Raw genomic sequence first — 16,464 nt, forward strand, 5'->3', positions numbered from 1 at the left:
CCGTGCCCGGATACGGCCCGCCCGTGCCCGGATACGGCCCGCCCATGCCCGGATACGGCCCGCCGTCGACCGGCAATGGTCGCCGGCGGCCGCCCGACGGGGACTCCGCCCGGTACGACGAGTACGGCGATCCCGAGGAACAGACGACCACCGCTCTGCCCCGCCCCCCCGACCGGTCCGGGCGGCCCGTCGATTCCGCCTGGCAGCCGACCACGGCGCTGCCCCGGCCGCCGACGCCGCCGCGGCCGCAGTACGGGCCTCCCCGCAATCCCACTCCCCCAGCCGGGCACAGATCGGTCCCGTCGACCGGAAACCCGCCTCCGGTCGGACCCAGTTGGGCTGCCCAGGAGCCGTACCGTCCGCACCGGGACGAGTACCGCCAGGAAGACGAACGCCCGCGGGACGCACGCCAACCGGAATCACGGCGAGACCTGCAACCGCAGGACCCGCGCCGTTCGCCCGACCGGCCGTACCTGCCCCACGACCCGGCTCGAGCACCGAACGACCGTGATTCCGATCGGGGCACGGGACGTGCGCCCGAGGGTGACCGTCGCCCCGACTTCGGCATCGATCGCCGGCCGACCCCCTACGGACCGCCTCCCTCCCGCCAGCCCACCGCAGATTCCTACCCCGCGGAGCGCTACCCCTCAGATCACCGCCTCCCAGATTCCTACCAGGCCGATCCCTACCGCGGCGGTCGATCACGCCCGGACCAGTACCGCCCGGGCGGGTACCGGGATGACGGATACCGCCAGGACGAATACCGGGGGGATGGATACCGCCAGGACGGGTCCCGGGAGGACGGATACCGCCAGGACGGATACCGCCAGGACGGATACCGGGATGACGGATACCGACCGGACCAGCAGCGGCCGGAGTCTGGACGTCCAGACCCTCGCCGCGCGGACGCGTACTCCGCCGGCCCGTACCCGGCCGATCCGCATGAAGCAGATCAACACAGCAGAGATGAATACGGCGCAGACCAATACGGCGCAGACCACTACCCGGGCGATCCCTACCCGGGCGCGGCACCCGGCGGCTACCCCGGCGACCCGTACCGGCGCGACGCGTACGACCAACCGCGACCCGCGGAGGCCCGCCGGCAGCCGCCCCCCAGGGGCAGCCATCTGCCGCCGTACCAGGAGCCGATGACCGACGCGGACCTGCCGGACGCGTCATCGGCGAAGCCCGGAATGCGCAGTCCCCGCAAGCTCACCGTCACCAGGGTCGCCGCGTTGCGCAGTCGCGAGTTGACCCACCGCGGCGTGCAGATGTTCCACCGGGCCACCACGGCGGACGGCGCGGACAAGTCGGGCCTGACCGCGCTGACCTACGCCGTCATGGCGAACTACGCGGTGGACGCCGTGCTGGCCGTCTCGCTCGCCGGCACCCTCTTCTTCGCCGCGGCCACCGCCGAATCGACGGGCCGGGTGCTGCTCTACCTGGTCATCACGGTCGCGCCGTTCGCCTTCATCGCGCCGTTCATCGGACCGATGCTCGACCGTCTGCAGCACGGTCGACGGCTGGCGCTGGCGCTGTCGAGTTTCGGGCGGGCACTGCTCGCCATCCTGATGGCCTTCAACTTCAGCAACTTCAACCCGTGGGTGATCTACCCCTGTGCGCTCGGAAACCTGGTGCTGTCCAAGGCTTTCGGTGTGTTGAAGGCAGCCCTGACGCCGCGGGTGCTGCCGGAGCAGATCACCCTGGTCAAGACGAACTCACGGCTGACCACCTTCGGGATGATCGCCGGTGCTGTCGCCGGAGCCATCGCGGCCGGGCTGTCCAAGATCGCCGGTTCCCCCGGCGCCCTGTTCTTCATGGCCGCCTGCGCGGTCGCCGGCGGCATCCTGTGTCTGCGCATCCCGTCCTGGGTGGAGTCCACCGAGGGCGAGGTACCGGTCAAGCAGGCCGACTCCGGCACCAAGAAAGGCTTCCCGCAGATCGTGGTGGCCACCCTGTGGGCCAACAGCATGATCCGGGTCGAGACCGGCTTTTTGGCGTTGTTCATCGCTTTCGTCGTGAAGAGCCAGTACCCGCAGCCGGCGCACAGTGCGTTCACCCAGCTGCTGCTGCTCGGCGTCATCGGCGCGGCCGCCGGCATCGGAGGGTTCATCGGCAACACGATGGGCGCGCGGCTGACCCTCTCGGCGCCGGAGACGATGTCGCTCATCGCGCTGGTGAGCGTGCTGGTCTCCACCATCATCGCGATCCTGATCCCGGGGCTGGCCACTGCCGCAATCGTCGGTTTCGTGGGTTCGACGGCGTCGTCGTTGGCCAAGGTCAGCCTCGATTCGGTGATCCAAGGGCACCTGCCAGAGGAGAGTCGCGCCTCGGGGTTCGGCGTCAGCGAATCCGTCCTCCAGCTGGGCTGGGTCTTCGGTGGTGTGGTCGGGCTGCTCCTGGGCGGCGTCTGGACCTTCGGCCACGCCAATGTCTACGCGATCGGCTTCGGGACCATCACGGTGTTGCTGCTGGTCGGGTTGGTGCAGTGCTGGCTCGTCCGGTCCGGTCGAACGATGTTGCCGAAGCTGCCCGCCCGCGGCAGTCGGAAGAAGACCGGCCACCAGACCGACCGCCTGGCCCGTCCCGGTTCGCCCACCACCGCAGTACTCCCAGAGGTCGGCGGGTTCTCCGGTCAGACACGCACCGCCGCCTACGGTTCGGGCCACCCGGCCGAGGGTGGCACCACAGCGGCCGGGGCAAAGCCCGGTCGGCGAATCCGGAAGGCCGGCAAGGATTGAGCACCCGAAGACTTCGACTCGCACGGGTGGCCGGAACGCTGATCGTGGCCGCCCTGCTGCTCACCGGGTGCACGGTGCCGAAACCGGTCGTCACGTTCTACGGGAACCGGACCGCGATCGAGGTCTCGCCCGAACTGTTCTGCGACGTGAACACCACCACCCTGACGGTCGACTGCCCGGCGCCGACGGATCTTTCCAACGACGGCCATCTCGAAATGGCACCCGAGCAGTATCTGCAGATCAACGTCCCGACCGAGATCGGAGACACTCCTTGGGTTGTCGTCTTCGAGTACAAGGACGCCGCGGGCAAGGCCCAGAACGGCCGGACCGAGGTTTTCACCGACGGTCAACTGGCGTACACCCTGCCGGCCCTGGGCAAAGGCACCCAGCTGACCAGGGTCGAGGTGCAGTCGGGCCTGGTGCCCACGCTGGACACCAGCGGCAGTACGTCGATCACCGCCTCGCGGACGTGGGTGCTTGTCATCACGCCGGCGCCTGCCTCCTCGGCCGTCGTCACCTCCCCTCCGGCACCCTGACCTCGCTTCCCGCGGATCGGAAGTTGCCCGCGACCAAGCCAGCAAAGAGGCCGCGTTCCCGAAAGGGAACGCGGCCTCCTGTATCCGCACTGCGAGCCAACTGGCACGTCAGGACGTTTGAATCAGGACTCCAACTCCGAGGCGACGGCGCGGAGGACGGTCGCCATCCGGCCACCCATCGCCCGCTCCGGGTAGCGACCCCGCCGAAGATCGGGCAGAGCCTTGGATTCGAGCATCTTGATCATGTCGTCGACGAGACCGTGCAATTCCTCGGCCGGTCGCCTGGTCGCCGCCACCACCGAGGGTGGCGTGTCGAGCAGGATGACCTGGAGTGCCTGCGGGCCGCGACGACCGTCGGCAACACCGAACTCCACCTTCTGCCCCGGCTTCAGGGTCGCGACACCCGTCGGCAACGCCGAGGATCGGACGTGCACATCCTCGCCGCCCTCCTGGGCGATGAAACCGAAACCCTTGTCCGCGTCGTACCACTTCACTTTGCCGGCCGGCACCAAACTCACCATCCTTGTCACTCACACGCTCATGACGGCCGACTCGGCCGTCGACCAGCACCGCTGTGCTGGCACAACCATCCACAGTACTGGTGATGCAGAGCACTTCCTTCCCGCTCGAACCCAGGGGTCCGTGTGGTGGGCGACTATTCTCGGGAATGTGTCCAGCCCTGGTCGTCCCTCCGCCGTCCCAGCCTCCGGCAACACCGACGGCGCCCCGCCCGTGCGCGAGGAGCCACCGGTCAGGATGCGGACCGCAGCGCGGTCGAAGGCCAGCCGCAAGGCCGCTCCGCTGGCGAAGATCGGCATGATCGTGTTCGCGATCGGGCTGGTCGCCATCTTCGCGGACATGATCCTGTTCGCATCCGGCTCCCGGGATCTGCCGCTCTGGATCAACCTCACCGCGATGCTCGCACCGGTCGGGCTGGGCCTCGGGCTCATCGCCGTCGTCCGCGAGAACCGCTCGTCCTCGCCAGCCATGGCAGCACGCAAGGCGGCTGCCGAGAAGTAGCCCGCCATACCTGCTCGCTCCCCGCGCCGGCAGTTCGGGCGGCTGGTCGAGGATCAGTGCTGGCACTGCTGCGCGGCCGATCGGAATCGGACATCCTGGCGTAGCGTCTCTTGGCAAGTTCGGATGCCGACGACGCACACGACCGTTGCCATGGTGGGGCCATCCACATCGATGACCCTGCCGGCAGCAGAAGGGGCCGGTGGCTGATGATCGGAAAAGCTCCCCCGACGTCGCGTCGGATCCCCGGATCGCGTCCGGTCATCCTGACCGCGGCCGTCGCCGGTCTGCTCGCGGGTGTTGCCGGGCTGGTCCTGACCTGTTCCAACTGGGGACGGGGCGCCGAGTTCACCACCAAGGACCTGGTGCTGATCATCTTGCGCTGGTCCAGCATCGGGCTGGCGTTGGGCGTGGGGCTGTGGCGGTGGGGACGCGCTCCGGCCAACCCGACCGGGCGGTTGCTCTACGCAGCAGCGCTCTGCGATTGCCTGTGGATGATCGGTTGGAACTGGCCCGGGTCGGCCTGGGCGAACGAACTCCTCTGGTTCATGGCTTTCGAGTCTCCCCTGCTGGCCACGGTGGTGCTGGGCTGGCCGACCGGGCGGCTACGCCCTCGAGTGCGCCGCCTCGTGGTGTTCTTCGGAGTCGGCGATGCGTTGATCGTTCTCGTCGGCAGCGTGTTCAATCGATCCGCAGCACCCTCGGTGGCGTGGCCGGATGCTCCTGAGGCCTTGTTCAGCGTGCCCGGGGTCCGGCACCTGCTGGATCCACTCCAGGCGTTGCTGTTCGATTCGCTGCCGGCGGCCATCGTCCTGATCGTGCTGATCCGGCGTCGTCGCGCAGTTCCACTCGGTATGCGCCCGCTCATCACTCCGATCGTCGTGGCCGGCGGGTTCGTCTGCCTGGCACTGCTGATCCAGGACCTCGGCATCCAGCTGTTCGCAGCTGTTCTCGCGCCTCAGGGCGGAAACACCTGGTTGTTGACGGGCGCCCTTTTCGGCAGCTACTCGATGTTCGGCGCGGTCGGGCTGGGCGTGTTGATCGGCGCATCGCGCCGGAACCGCGCGGTCGCCGCGGGACGCCGCCGCCTGGTGGTCGATCTGAGATCGGCCACGCCGATGGTCAGTCCGTCTGCCGCCGCGGCGACCTGCCTGGGTGACCCGACCGCGCAGGTGCGTTATGCCGGGGCTGATGGTCGATGGATCGATGATTCAGGGATGGACATGCCGGGTCTGCTGCCCGGTCGGGAACTACTGGCGGTCAGGGACGAAGACGGGGAGATCATCGCCGGTCTGGATGTCGACCGGAGCCTGTCGTTACCGCCGCTGCTGACAGATCTGGCCATCAGCACCGTCCAGGCCCGGACCATCAACGAACGCGCGGTGGCCCTCGCCGACGCCCGTCGGACGCAGGTGACCCGCGCTGCTCGCGCCCTCGTCGAAGCCGCCGACCGTGGTCGAATCGATCTGGAACGCGACCTGCACGATGGAGCGCAGCAGATGCTCGTCGGGATCGCCCTCACTGCCGGTCTGTCCGCTCGACGGGATGTGGTCGAGCAGAACGGGGGCGTGCGCGCCGCGGCGGTGACGGCCTTGGTCGACCAGCTCCGCCTGACCAGTGCCGAAATCCTCTCGTTGATCGATTCGGCCACTCCGCCAATTCTTTCCGCCGGACTGACCAACGCAATCCGATCGCTGGCGGCGACGTGTCCCATCGATACCTCGTCGAGCGTCGTCGGTGACCTGCCGGCCGGCGACCCGCTCTGTCTCGATCTCTACCTGGTGACCGGCGAGGCGCTCACCAATGCGGTGAAACATTCTGCTGGCGGCCATGTCTGGATAGACCTCAACATCTCGGAGCTGACGGTCGAGCTCGAGATCCGGGACGACGGTCGTGGCGGTGTCCACCAGGTGCCCGCCGGCCTGGCCCGTCGGGTCGACGGCTTCTCCGGGACGATTGTGGTGTCCGGCCCTTCCGGGACCAGATCGGGGACGGGTACCGGCACCACCATCTCGATCACCGCGCACCGGTCGGCTTCCGCCGCGCCCGTCACGGCTGGGCTCGTCACGGCGCCGTTGCCGGTGGAATCGGCAGTCGGATCCGGATGAACATCAGATGGGTGGCTGTCGCAGCCATGGCCCTGGTCGTCGGCTGCGCCCTCGTCGTCGGCCTTGGCGCGCTCATCTCCTCGGGCCAACTGATGAATCGTTCCGGCGGGCAGGTCATCTTTCTCTGCGCCGCGGCGATCTCCGCTCCTGTGCTGGCCGCCTGGATACTGCGACGACACCCGAGCGAATGGACCGGACCGCTAATCGGCGTGTGCGTCATCGCTGCCGACCTGGCCGCCTGCCGAACGACATCGCTCGGAGTGATGACGCCCGTCACCGGGCTCGTGTCGATGACGCTCGTCCTGCTTCCTGCGGTGCTGGCCACCCGGCACCCGGCCCTCCGGGGCAGGCCCGGCGCACGGCTCGTGATCGATTCGTGTTTCGCTCTGACGGCGACACTGGGTGTGGTCATCGTCATCTGCGCCTGGGCGCTGGGCACCGTGCCGACGTCTTGGTGGTACGTCGGATCGGCGCGACCGATCGTCTGGTGGCTCGCTGCTCTACATCTCGGTCGCACCGTCCTCGTCGCCCTTGCCGTCGTGGTCGGCGCCGTGGCCGTCGGCAGGGAATACCGATCCAATTCGGCCATCGGTCGCTCGGTCCTCCGACCGTTCGTCTACCCGGCCGTCGGATGGGCCATCACCACCATCGGCACGGGCGCGTGGACCGCCGTCCTGGAATTGGACGCACCAACGGCCGAGCTGACCTCCGCCACGACGAACGTCATCATCTTCCTGCCGGCGGTCCTGGTGTCAGCGATGGCCGGCGGCGCGACCTGGATCGACCTGATGGTCCGTCATCCGCAGTCACCTCCCCAGGGGCCCACCACGCGGGCCACCCCACCGTCGCAGGACCGGCACGACCAGGACGTCGAGCAGTTCCTGTCCCGCGCGCTGGCCGATCCCACCATCAGGGTGCTCTACCCGGCGGATGACGCCGACCGGCAGTGGATCGACGTCCGGGGACGACCGGCGAGCATTGCCGTCGATCGGAGCGATCGGGGTGTGGCCGTCCTCTGCCGCGGTGACAAGACCATCGGACTGGTCGAACTCGATGCGGCCCCCACGGCCAGGCCCGATGCCGTCGAACTGGTGGCGACGGCTGCCGGGCTGCGTATGGAGACCGAGAGCCTGCTGGCCTCGGCGCGAAGTGACCTCGAACGAAGTCGACTGCTGGCCGCGCGCTTGTTGCATGCGGTTGATGCCCCCCGCGCAGCACTGCGCAGCCAGCTGCTGGCCGGGCCCCTGCTCGACCTCGGCAACGTCGCGGCGGACCTGGGTCAGGGGCCTGCCGGTCCATCGATGCAAGAGGTGGCGGATCGGCTGCGTGCGATCACAGCCCGGGTGCGGACGATCTCCCACGGCCTCTTCCCGTCTGCTCTGACCACCCAGGGCCTGGTGGGGGCAATCAATCGACCAGGGACGCCGGACCGCAGATTCCCGGCAGCGGTCGAGATGACGGCCTATCTCGCGGTGATGCCGGATCCGGGGGCGACGATCGGCATGCTGGAGGACGATGGCCGGACGGCACTGCAGATCAGCAGGTCCATCCCGCCTGAACCCTTTCTACTGGACCGGATCTCGGCTCTCGACGGTTCCGTGGTCAGATCAGATCCTCGCTGGCTCATCAGCATTCCGATCGATGGGTGACCCATGGCAACGACCGCGCTGCTGGCCTGGTCCGATCTCGATCCCGCCCCGGAGAGTCTCGGCGCAGTCCGGGCCGGCCTCGTCGAGCGTCACGGCGGGCGCCCTACGTCACACCCGGCCGTGATCCTGTTCGCCGGAGCATCGTCGGCGATGCAGCTGGCAGTCAGCCTGCAACGACTCGGGCTCGGCACGTCGATCGCGGTCGGGGTGTTCGAGATCGACGAGACCGACCATGCCGACCAGCACGCAAAGTTCGCTTGGATCATGCAATTGGCGCGGCAGGGGCAGGCCGGCGACATCCTGGCCACCGACATCGTCCACATGTTGCTACCGACTGTCAGCGCCGGCGAATGGACGTCGGGCGGCACCGAGCTGGACGGGGTGCACCGCCTGGACTGGCGCGGCCGCGCGGCCGCGGAACGGCTGAGAGTCGTTGTCGCAGAGGATGTCGCGCTGATCCGCGCCGGCATCGTCAGCCTCCTCCGAGCCGAGGGCATATCGGTCGTCGCCGAGGCCGCGGACTACGAAACCATGCTCTCCGCGGTGCGGGCGACGCGACCGGCCCTGTTGATCGCCGACATCCGGATGCCGCCAGGGCACGGCGACGAGGGCCTGCGCGCCGCCCGCATTCTTCGCACGGAGCAACGGGATCTGGCCGTTCTGATCCTGAGCCAGCACGTGCAGGCGTCGGCAGCGGCCGACCTGCTCGACGATCAGAGCGCCGGTATCGGATACCTGCTCAAGGAGCGGGTCACCAAGATCGACGAATTCCTCGAGGCCGCCCGCACGGTCGCCTCCGGGGGCACCGTGATCGACCCGATGATCACCTCGGAACTCCTGGCGCGACACCGGACCGCCGGTCAGCTGTCGACCTTGGCGGATCGCGAGAGGACCGTCCTGGAGTTGATGGCCCAGGGGCTTTCGAACGTGGCCATCGCCGACCGACTCGTCCTGTCGGCCCGCACCGTCGAGTCGCACGTCAGATCGATCCTGACGAAGCTGGACATCTGGGACGATCCGGCCGGTAACCGTCGGGTGCAGGCCGTCATCCAGTGGCTCGATCAACGCTAGGTTGTCGTGACCCGGGACAGTCGTCACCCAGGACAGTCGTCACCCAGGACAGTCGTGACCCAGGACAGTCGTGACCCGGGGACAGTCGTGACCCGGGGACAGTGCTGACACGCACGGGTGCACGACCTGTCGGCGATCTCGTTCCGTGCCAGCACTGCGGCGGCCCGATGCCAACTCTTCCTATCGTGATGACAATCGAAATCCACGAGGAGAAAACATGTTTCGAACCATTGATGGACCCGGATCACGACCGCGCAGGCTCGCCCTCGTGCTGGGGTTCGCCGGACTGCTGACGCTGGCCGGCTGTGCAAACGGCAGCGGCAACGCCGCACCCGCCACCACTGCTTCCGGCCCGACCCCCACCGCGGCTGTCACGTCCGCCCCGCCCGTGGCGACATCCGGTACCGGCACGATTGCCCCCGTCCCCCAACCGTCGTCGACGCTGTCGGCGACACCGGCGACACCGGGTTCCGCCGGGGCGGCCGGTGGACCTTCCCGGGTCAAGGAGATTCAAGAGGTCACCACTTGGTGGGTGGCGACGATGAAGACGCGGCTGCATCGGACCGCCGATCCGGGATGCGTGACCGGCATCGTCAGCCGCCTCGATCGTTCCGATCTGGCGTTGCTGGCGGCCGCCGCCAAGTCCGGTGCCGCCATCCCGCCCGGCCTCAGCGCCGCGGGCAACGCGTTGGGCGGCTTTCTCATCGAATGCATGGCACCCGGTGGCGGGCTGCCGGGCCAGGAGACGTCCAGCGTTCCGGCGTCGAGCGTTCCGGCGTCGGCAGTGCAGATCCCTGGGGCAGCGCATCAGTGTCTGCTGAGCAGTGCTGAAGTGTCCCGCCTCTTCGACATGAAATCCAAGGAATCTACCTATCGCGTGCACCTGGGCCCTCTCGGAACCGCCAACGGGTGCACATTCGAAAACGAGACCAGCGCAGATCACTACGTCACGGTCGTCCTGTACGCCAAGATCGACCCCACCAAGGTGAAGTCGTTCGAATCGACCAGAACCTTCACGGCCAAGCCGATCCCCAATCTGGGCGATGCCGCCTACTTCTCCAGCAGTGCTCTGGACATCGTGATCGGTACGCGGATGATCTCGATCGAACAGGCACCGGACGGCGACGAGGAAGGTCTGTTCGCGGCGGCCCACCTGCTGCTGACCCGGCTCAAGTGACTACCGGCCGACCTGATGGGTGGCCGCGGGTGCTCCAGCAGGTCGGCAGGACCAGCACAACCACCGATCAGTGGACGGTGGCCAGCAGGTACGAGTCGAGCCACTCCGGGAATCGGGTCAGGTCTTCGAGGACGACGTCGGCGCCGGCTGCGGCCAGGTCGGCCGCGCTGATCGGGCCGGTGGCCACGGCTACCGCAAGAGCATCGGCCGCCCTGGCGCCGGTGATGTCACCCAGGTGGTCACCGACGTACACCTCGGCCCCGTACTCCTGCAGCGCGACTGCTTTGCCCGTGCTCCACAGGTCTCCGACGACCGCCGCGACCTGCACCCCGAGGGTCTCCAGGTGCTTGCAGGCCGTCGGTCCGTACTTGGCGGTCACCACGACTGCCCGGCCACCACGGGCCGAGACGGACTCGAGAGCAGCAATGGCACCGGGCATCGGGACCGTCCGCGGAATGGCGATACCCGGGTAGATCGCCCGGTAGCGCGCGATGATCGCCTGCACAAGATTCTCGTCGAGGTCGTAGCGGGCGAGCTCGTGACTCAGCGGCGGGCCGAGGCGGTTGGCGAAACCAGGCCCGTCCAACGGGATGCCGAACTCGTCCGCAAGGACGGCGAAGACCTCGATCATGCCCTGGCGAGGGTCGATCAAGGTCATGTCGAGGTCGAAACCAACGGTGAAGCTCACGGTGGCCAGCGTAGGCGCGGGCACCTCCCCGACCACCCCATGATTCGGCCTGAGGCCCGATGGTGACCGCAACGTTACTTCAGATGTGATTTCAGCCACGCTTTGTGGTCGAAACCTCCGTTTTGCGCGAAGCGGGCACCTCTACGATGGACTTCGATGATGTCTCCCGACCACGCTGACGGTGCCACCGGCACCCGCAGCACGACGAACCTCGGCGGCATCGCAGCCCCGCTGGATCGCTCTGACCGACCGCCCCTCGGGTCGGATGTCCGCCGGCGCCCGCAATCCGGGAATCCGGCCCGCCTTGATCAGCGGGCCCGGCGAGGCGCCGCTACCCTCCTGGTGGTGATCCTGGTGGCGATCGCCGTCATCGTCTTCTGGCCGGGGCCACCGGACCCCGGTGGCCAGAGCGCGCTGCACGACTATCTGGAGCGGGCACACCGGCACGGCCTTCCGAGCTGGATTACCTTCGATTTCATCCAGAACGCCGCAAACGTTTTCATGTTCGTCCCGCTGGGTCTGCTGGGGTCGTTGGCCCTGCGGCGCCACAACTATCTGGTCGTGCTGTACGCCGCCGCGGCATCGGGCTTCATCGAGTTGACACAGCTGGTGCTGCTCCCACATCGGGTGGCGTCGCTCCAGGACGTGATGGCCAACACCGGCGGCGCCCTGCTGGGCTTCCTGATCTCTCTGCCCGCCCTGCGGCGCAGGATCCGGCGCCGCAGGCGCTATCTCGCCGGCCGCAGCGCGGCGGCGGACTCCCCACGCCGGGTGGCACGGGCGACCCGGCTCTGAGCCGGGGTCCTCCGCCACCGATGACCGGTCTCAGGCCGTAGTGATCGCAGCGTCCGCCTGCAGCCCGAGCAGACCGACCGCCTCCTCGCGCATCTGCACCTTGCGCACCTTTCCGGTCACCGTCATCGGGAAGTCGTCGACGATGTGCACGTACCGCGGGATCTTGAAGTGCGCGAGGCGGCCCGTGCAGAACTCCCGGATGTCCTCCGCCGTCAGGGGTGTCGCCCCCTCGCGCATGCGCACCCATGCCATCAGTTCTTCGCCGTACCGCTTGTCGGGGACGCCGATCACCTGCGCGTCGATGATGTCCGGATGCGTGTAGAGGAACTCCTCGACCTCACGGGGATAGACGTTCTCGCCGCCGCGGATCACCAGATCCTTGATGCGGCCGGTGATGTTGAGATAGCCGGCCTCCGTCATCACCGCCAGGTCCCCGGTGTGCATCCACCGCGCCGGATCGATGACCTCGGCGGTCTTCTCGGGTTGGTCCCAATAACCGAGCATGACGGAGTAGCCCCGTGTGCACAGCTCACCGGGCTCCCCGCGCGGCACGGTCAGACCGGTGATCGGATCGATGACCTTGGATTCCAGGTGTGGATGGGTCCGCCCGACCGTCGACGTCCGCTCCTCGACCCCGTCGTGCAGACCGGTCTGGGTGGAGACCGGTGACGTCTCCGTCATCCCGTAGGCGATGGTCACCTCGGTCATCCCGAAATCGGCGATGACCTTCTTCATCACCTCGACGGGGCAGGGCGACCCGGCCATGATTCCGGTGCGCAGGCTCGACAGGTCGTACTCGGAGACGTTCGGCAGGGCCAGCTCTGCGATGAACATCGTCGGAACCCCGTACAGCGCAGTACATTGGTACTCCTGCACCGCGGAAAGGGTTGCGGCTGGGTCGAAGCCAGGCGCCGGGTAGACGATGCAGGCACCGTGGCTGGTCGATGCGAGATTGCCCATCACCATGCCGAAGCAGTGGTAGAGCGGGACCGGAGCGCAGATCACGTCGTTCTCGGTGAGGGCACACCCCTCGCCCACGAAATATCCGTTGTTCAGGATGTTGTGGTGGGAAAGGGTGGCGCCCTTGGGGAAACCTGTGGTCCCCGACGTGTACTGGATGTTGATGGGCTGGTCCGCGGAGAGCATGATCGCGTCCAGCAGGCGACGGTCCATCCCGGATCCGTTCTCCAGCAACGCATCGAAATCGCCTCCGATGTAGACGATCCGGCGCAACGCAGAACACTGGTCACGCACCTTGGTGATCATGGCGGCGTAGTTGCTCGTCTTGAACTCCCTGGCGGACACCAGGACCGAGATACCGGCCTGCTTCAGCACGAACTCGAGCTCGTGCGTCCGGTAGGCAGGATTGATGGTCACCAGGACGGCCCCGATCTTCGCCGTGGCGAACTGGGTGATCATCCACTCGGCGCAGTTGGGCGACCAGATTCCCATCCGATCACCGACCTCGACGCCATCGGCGAGCAGGGCGAGGGCGAGCGCGTCGGTGAGCGTGCCGAACTCCGAGTACGTGTACGAACGGCCGGCGGCGACGTCCACCACCGCGGGTCGATCGCCGAACGCCCCTACCGTGCGGGACAGGTTCTGTCCGATGGTGTCGCCCAGCAGCGGCCTGTCCGAGGCGGAGCTGGAGTAGGACGGCAACACAAGCGGAGCAGTCATCGTTGAACCCATCGTCACATCCTCACCTGCGCTGGACCGATCCGCCACCCTTTCCGGGCGTATCCGGTCCGCACAATCCCGTTGCGTCCTGCACAGCGCGCGCTATAGCGAACGCTCTGCAGGACGCGACGGGCGGCAACGGCTCAGCCGAAAGGGTTCTCGGTGTGGCCGATCAGGTCGGCGACGCTCTCGATCACCAGGGAGGGCCGGAACGGGTACTGCTCGATGGTGGTTCTGGTCGAGATCCCGGTCATCACCAGGATGGTGGCAAGCCCGGCCTCGAGCCCGGCGATGACGTCGGTGTCCATCCGGTCGCCGATCATCAGCGTTGACTCCGAATGTGCGCCGATCGCCCGCAGCGCGGACCTCATCATCAGCGGATTCGGTTTGCCGACGAAGTACGGCTGCTTGCCGGTGGCCTTCTCGATCAGCGCGGCCACCGCGCCCGCGGCGGGCAGCAGTCCCTGCCGACTCGGCCCGGTGGCATCCGGATTGGTGGCGACGAACCGCGCACCCTTCTCGATCAGCCGGATAGCGGTGGTGATGGCCTCGAAGGAATAGGTCCGCGTCTCGCCGAGCACCACGTAGTCCGGATCGCGGTCGGTGAGGACGTACCCGGCCTCGTGCATCGCCGTGGTCAGTCCCACCTCACCGATCACGTACGCCGAACCACCGGGGCGCTGGCTGTGCAGGAATCGCGCGGTGGCCAACGCCGACGTCCAGATCCGGTCCTCGGCGATGTCGAGCCCGGTGGCCAGCAGCCGGGCCCGCAGGTCCCGCCGCGTGTAGATCGGGTTGTTGGTGACCACGACGTAATTCGCGCCGCGACGGTTGAGCTCGTCGATGAACTGGTCGGCGCCGGGAATCATGTGGTCCTCGTGGACCAGGACGCCGTCCATGTCCATCAGGTACGACCATTGCGCGGCCTGCGGTGTGGGGATCCCGGCCGGATCAGGCTCGGTACTCGATGCGGTCACTCGAACATTCTCTCCCACCCGGACCCGCCCTACTCGCCCACCCGGCCCGCCCGCTCTCACCGAAGTGGACGAAAAAAGCTCGCCGGGGTGTGACGAAGACCAGCCGGTTCACCGGCGATGGACCAGTACCTCGGTCGCCTTGACCGACAGGAACACCCGACCGCCGGGCTCGAGGGCCAACTCCGCGACCGCGGCCGGCGTGACGTCGACGGCCACCTCGGGCGGTCCGGCCGTCCGGAGACGGACGGCGGCCACTCCCGCCTCGAGGGACGCGATCACTGCCGGCCAGTGATTGCGGGGGCTACCGCCGGGTTCCCGGTCGAAGACCGAGACGGCCGAGGGCCGGAAGACCGCGGCGCCGACATCGCCCGGCGTCAGCTCGTCGGCGGCAATCCCGGTCAACTGCCAGCCCGATCCCGTCATCAGCACCGCACCCTCACCGCCGGCGGCCCGCTCGACGACCGTGCCGCTGATCAGATTGAGACCGGCCAGCGTCGCTCCGAACGACGATCGGGGCGCGGCCAGCACCGAGGCGGTCGGTCCGTCATCGACGATCTGGCCCTTCTCGACGACGATGATCCGGTCCGCCAGCACTGCCGCGTCGAGCACGTCGTGGGTGACCAGCAGGCTGGTGGTCCCCGAGTCGCGGAGGTGGGTCCGCAGCACCTGCCGGATCTCCGGCACCGTCCCGGCATCCAGGGCGCCGAGCGGCTCGTCGAGCAGGAGGAGTTGCGGCTCCGCGGCCAGCGCCCTGGCCAGCGCGACCCTTTGCCGCTGACCACCGGACAACTGCACGGGTCGGCGAGAAGCTAGGCCGGACAGACTCATTCGCTCCAGCCACTCACCGGCGGCCGACCGTGCGACCGAACGGGAGCGACCCTGGGAGCGAGGGCCGAAGGCGACGTTCTCCAGGGCAGACAGGTGCGGAAACAGCAGCGGATCCTGACCCATCAGCCCGATGCGACGACGATTCGGAGCCACCACGAACGGCCGGCCGGATCCGATGGACGTGAGCACCCGGCCGTCCAGTGCGACCGTGCCCGCATCGGGCGCGAGCAAACCGGCGACCAGCGACAGGATGGTGGACTTGCCCGCCCCGTTCGGCCCGAGGACGGCGACCGATTCGCCCGTCGGCACGTCGAAACGTGCCCGCACCGTGAAGTCCTGGCGCTGCACGGACAACGACACCCTGAGCTCGGCGGTCACCGCGGTACCGCCGATCGCCAGGGCCGGATCAGCACCAGGATGACCGCCGAGACCACGACCAGCAGCAGGGACAGCGCGATGGCCGAGTCCTGGTCGGCACCGGCACTGTTGAACGCTTCGTAGATGAGCAACGGCATGGTCTGGGTGACACCCTCACGGCTGCCCGCGAAGAGCGCCGTCGCCCCGAACTCGCCAAGAGATCTGGCGAAGCACAGCACGGTCGCCGAGACGAGGCCGGGTGCGACCAGAGGCAGGGTGATCCGACGGAACACGGTCCAGCGCCCGGCTCCCAATGTGGCGCCGACCACCTCGTAGCGGGTGCCGGTGGTCCGCAGGGCGCCTTCCAGCGACAGCACCAGGAACGGCAGCGAGACGAAGGCTTCGGCGATCACCACGGCAGCGGTGGAGAACGGGATCTGCCCGAAGATGGTCGTGACCTGCCGTCCGATCAGGCCGTTGCGACCCAGCAGGTAGAGCAGCGCAATCCCACCGACCAATGGCGGGAGGACTAGGGGCAACGTCGTCAGGCCGCGCAGGAGCAGGACCCATCGGCCCTCGAAACGTGCCATCACGACGGCCATCGGCACGCCCAGCAGCAGGCAGACGACGGTGGCGATGGCACCGCACTTGAGCGAGAGCGTGAGCGCCCGCACCGACGACTCCGACGAGATCGCCGCCGGTAACTGCGCCCAGTTCGCCTTCGCGAAGAGGGCGATCAGGGGCAGCAGCAGGAACAGCACGCCGATGACGGCCGGGACGAGCAGGATGCGCGGCACCGACCGGCCGGAGGCGTCGAAGTTCGCCGTCATCCCGTCATCC

General features: G+C 68.1%; 15 protein-coding genes. 8 read left to right on the plus strand and 7 right to left on the minus strand.

Going from position 1 to position 16,464, the window contains the following annotated elements; translation table 11 throughout:
- Positions 1-701: 701 nt before the first annotated feature.
- Positions 702-1,127 (minus strand): hypothetical protein, encoded by a 426-nt coding sequence (locus ABIB25_RS06275; protein WP_354527577.1) that lies wholly within the window; start codon positions 1,125-1,127, stop codon positions 702-704.
- A gap of 21 nt (positions 1,128-1,148) precedes the next feature.
- On the opposite strand from ABIB25_RS06275, the gene ABIB25_RS06280 reads away from it, so the two are divergent.
- Positions 1,149-2,741, plus strand: a complete 1,593-nt coding sequence (locus ABIB25_RS06280) for an MFS transporter (protein ID WP_354527578.1) — start codon at positions 1,149-1,151, stop codon at positions 2,739-2,741.
- 26 nt (positions 2,742-2,767) lie between these two features.
- Complete coding sequence (locus ABIB25_RS06285; RefSeq protein ID WP_354527579.1) at positions 2,768-3,277, plus strand: DUF2771 family protein; 510 nt, start codon at positions 2,768-2,770, stop codon at positions 3,275-3,277.
- Between the two features lie 122 nt (positions 3,278-3,399).
- On the opposite strand, the gene ABIB25_RS06290 is transcribed toward ABIB25_RS06285, so the two are convergent.
- Entirely contained in the window at positions 3,400-3,786 is a 387-nt protein-coding gene (locus ABIB25_RS06290; protein WP_354527580.1) for a cold-shock protein, read from the minus strand.
- A gap of 160 nt (positions 3,787-3,946) precedes the next feature.
- Here ABIB25_RS06290 and ABIB25_RS06295 point away from each other — a divergent pair, with 160 nt between their 5' ends.
- The 5 genes from ABIB25_RS06295 (at position 3,947) to ABIB25_RS06315 (ending at position 10,299) form a co-directional block, all read left to right on the plus strand.
- On the plus strand, positions 3,947-4,297 hold the full coding sequence (locus ABIB25_RS06295; RefSeq protein ID WP_354527581.1) for a hypothetical protein: 351 nt from the start codon (positions 3,947-3,949) through the stop codon (positions 4,295-4,297).
- A gap of 206 nt (positions 4,298-4,503) precedes the next feature.
- A complete protein-coding gene (locus ABIB25_RS06300; protein ID WP_354527582.1) occupies positions 4,504-6,402 on the plus strand; it encodes a sensor histidine kinase in 1,899 nt (632 codons plus the stop codon).
- 11 nt (positions 6,403-6,413) lie between these two features.
- A complete protein-coding gene (locus ABIB25_RS06305; RefSeq protein WP_354527583.1) occupies positions 6,414-8,051 on the plus strand; it encodes a sensor histidine kinase in 1,638 nt (545 codons plus the stop codon).
- A gap of 3 nt (positions 8,052-8,054) precedes the next feature.
- Complete coding sequence (locus tag ABIB25_RS06310; RefSeq protein ID WP_354527584.1) at positions 8,055-9,122, plus strand: LuxR C-terminal-related transcriptional regulator; 1,068 nt, start codon at positions 8,055-8,057, stop codon at positions 9,120-9,122.
- A gap of 217 nt (positions 9,123-9,339) precedes the next feature.
- Positions 9,340-10,299: a hypothetical protein gene (locus ABIB25_RS06315; protein WP_354527585.1), complete on the plus strand. Its 960-nt coding sequence runs from the start codon at positions 9,340-9,342 to the stop codon at positions 10,297-10,299.
- Between the two features lie 67 nt (positions 10,300-10,366).
- Here the strand turns inward: ABIB25_RS06315 and ABIB25_RS06320 are convergent, their stop codons facing one another.
- A complete protein-coding gene (locus ABIB25_RS06320; RefSeq protein WP_354527586.1) occupies positions 10,367-10,987 on the minus strand; it encodes an HAD family hydrolase in 621 nt (206 codons plus the stop codon).
- Between the two features lie 156 nt (positions 10,988-11,143).
- Here ABIB25_RS06320 and ABIB25_RS06325 point away from each other — a divergent pair, with 156 nt between their 5' ends.
- Entirely contained in the window at positions 11,144-11,782 is a 639-nt protein-coding gene (locus ABIB25_RS06325) for a VanZ family protein (RefSeq protein WP_354527587.1), read from the plus strand.
- A gap of 30 nt (positions 11,783-11,812) precedes the next feature.
- Here ABIB25_RS06325 and ABIB25_RS06330 read toward each other — a convergent pair whose 3' ends face one another.
- The 4 genes from ABIB25_RS06330 to ABIB25_RS06345 all read right to left on the minus strand — a co-directional run bounded on the left by ABIB25_RS06330 (position 11,813) and on the right by ABIB25_RS06345 (position 16,454).
- On the minus strand, positions 11,813-13,462 hold the full coding sequence (locus ABIB25_RS06330; RefSeq protein WP_354527588.1) for an AMP-binding protein: 1,650 nt from the start codon (positions 13,460-13,462) through the stop codon (positions 11,813-11,815).
- Positions 13,463-13,605: 143 nt separating this feature from the next.
- Positions 13,606-14,367, minus strand: a complete 762-nt coding sequence (locus ABIB25_RS06335; protein ID WP_354527963.1) for an HAD-IIA family hydrolase — start codon at positions 14,365-14,367, stop codon at positions 13,606-13,608.
- Positions 14,368-14,547: 180 nt separating this feature from the next.
- Positions 14,548-15,645: a sulfate/molybdate ABC transporter ATP-binding protein gene (locus ABIB25_RS06340; RefSeq protein WP_354527589.1), complete on the minus strand. Its 1,098-nt coding sequence runs from the start codon at positions 15,643-15,645 to the stop codon at positions 14,548-14,550.
- Complete coding sequence (locus tag ABIB25_RS06345; RefSeq protein WP_354527590.1) at positions 15,642-16,454, minus strand: ABC transporter permease; 813 nt, start codon at positions 16,452-16,454, stop codon at positions 15,642-15,644. The genes ABIB25_RS06340 and ABIB25_RS06345 overlap by 4 nt, the downstream gene beginning before the upstream one ends.
- Positions 16,455-16,464: the final 10 nt, after the last annotated feature.

Source organism: Nakamurella sp. UYEF19, assembly GCF_040546275.1.
Classification (GTDB): domain Bacteria; phylum Actinomycetota; class Actinomycetes; order Mycobacteriales; family Nakamurellaceae; genus Nakamurella.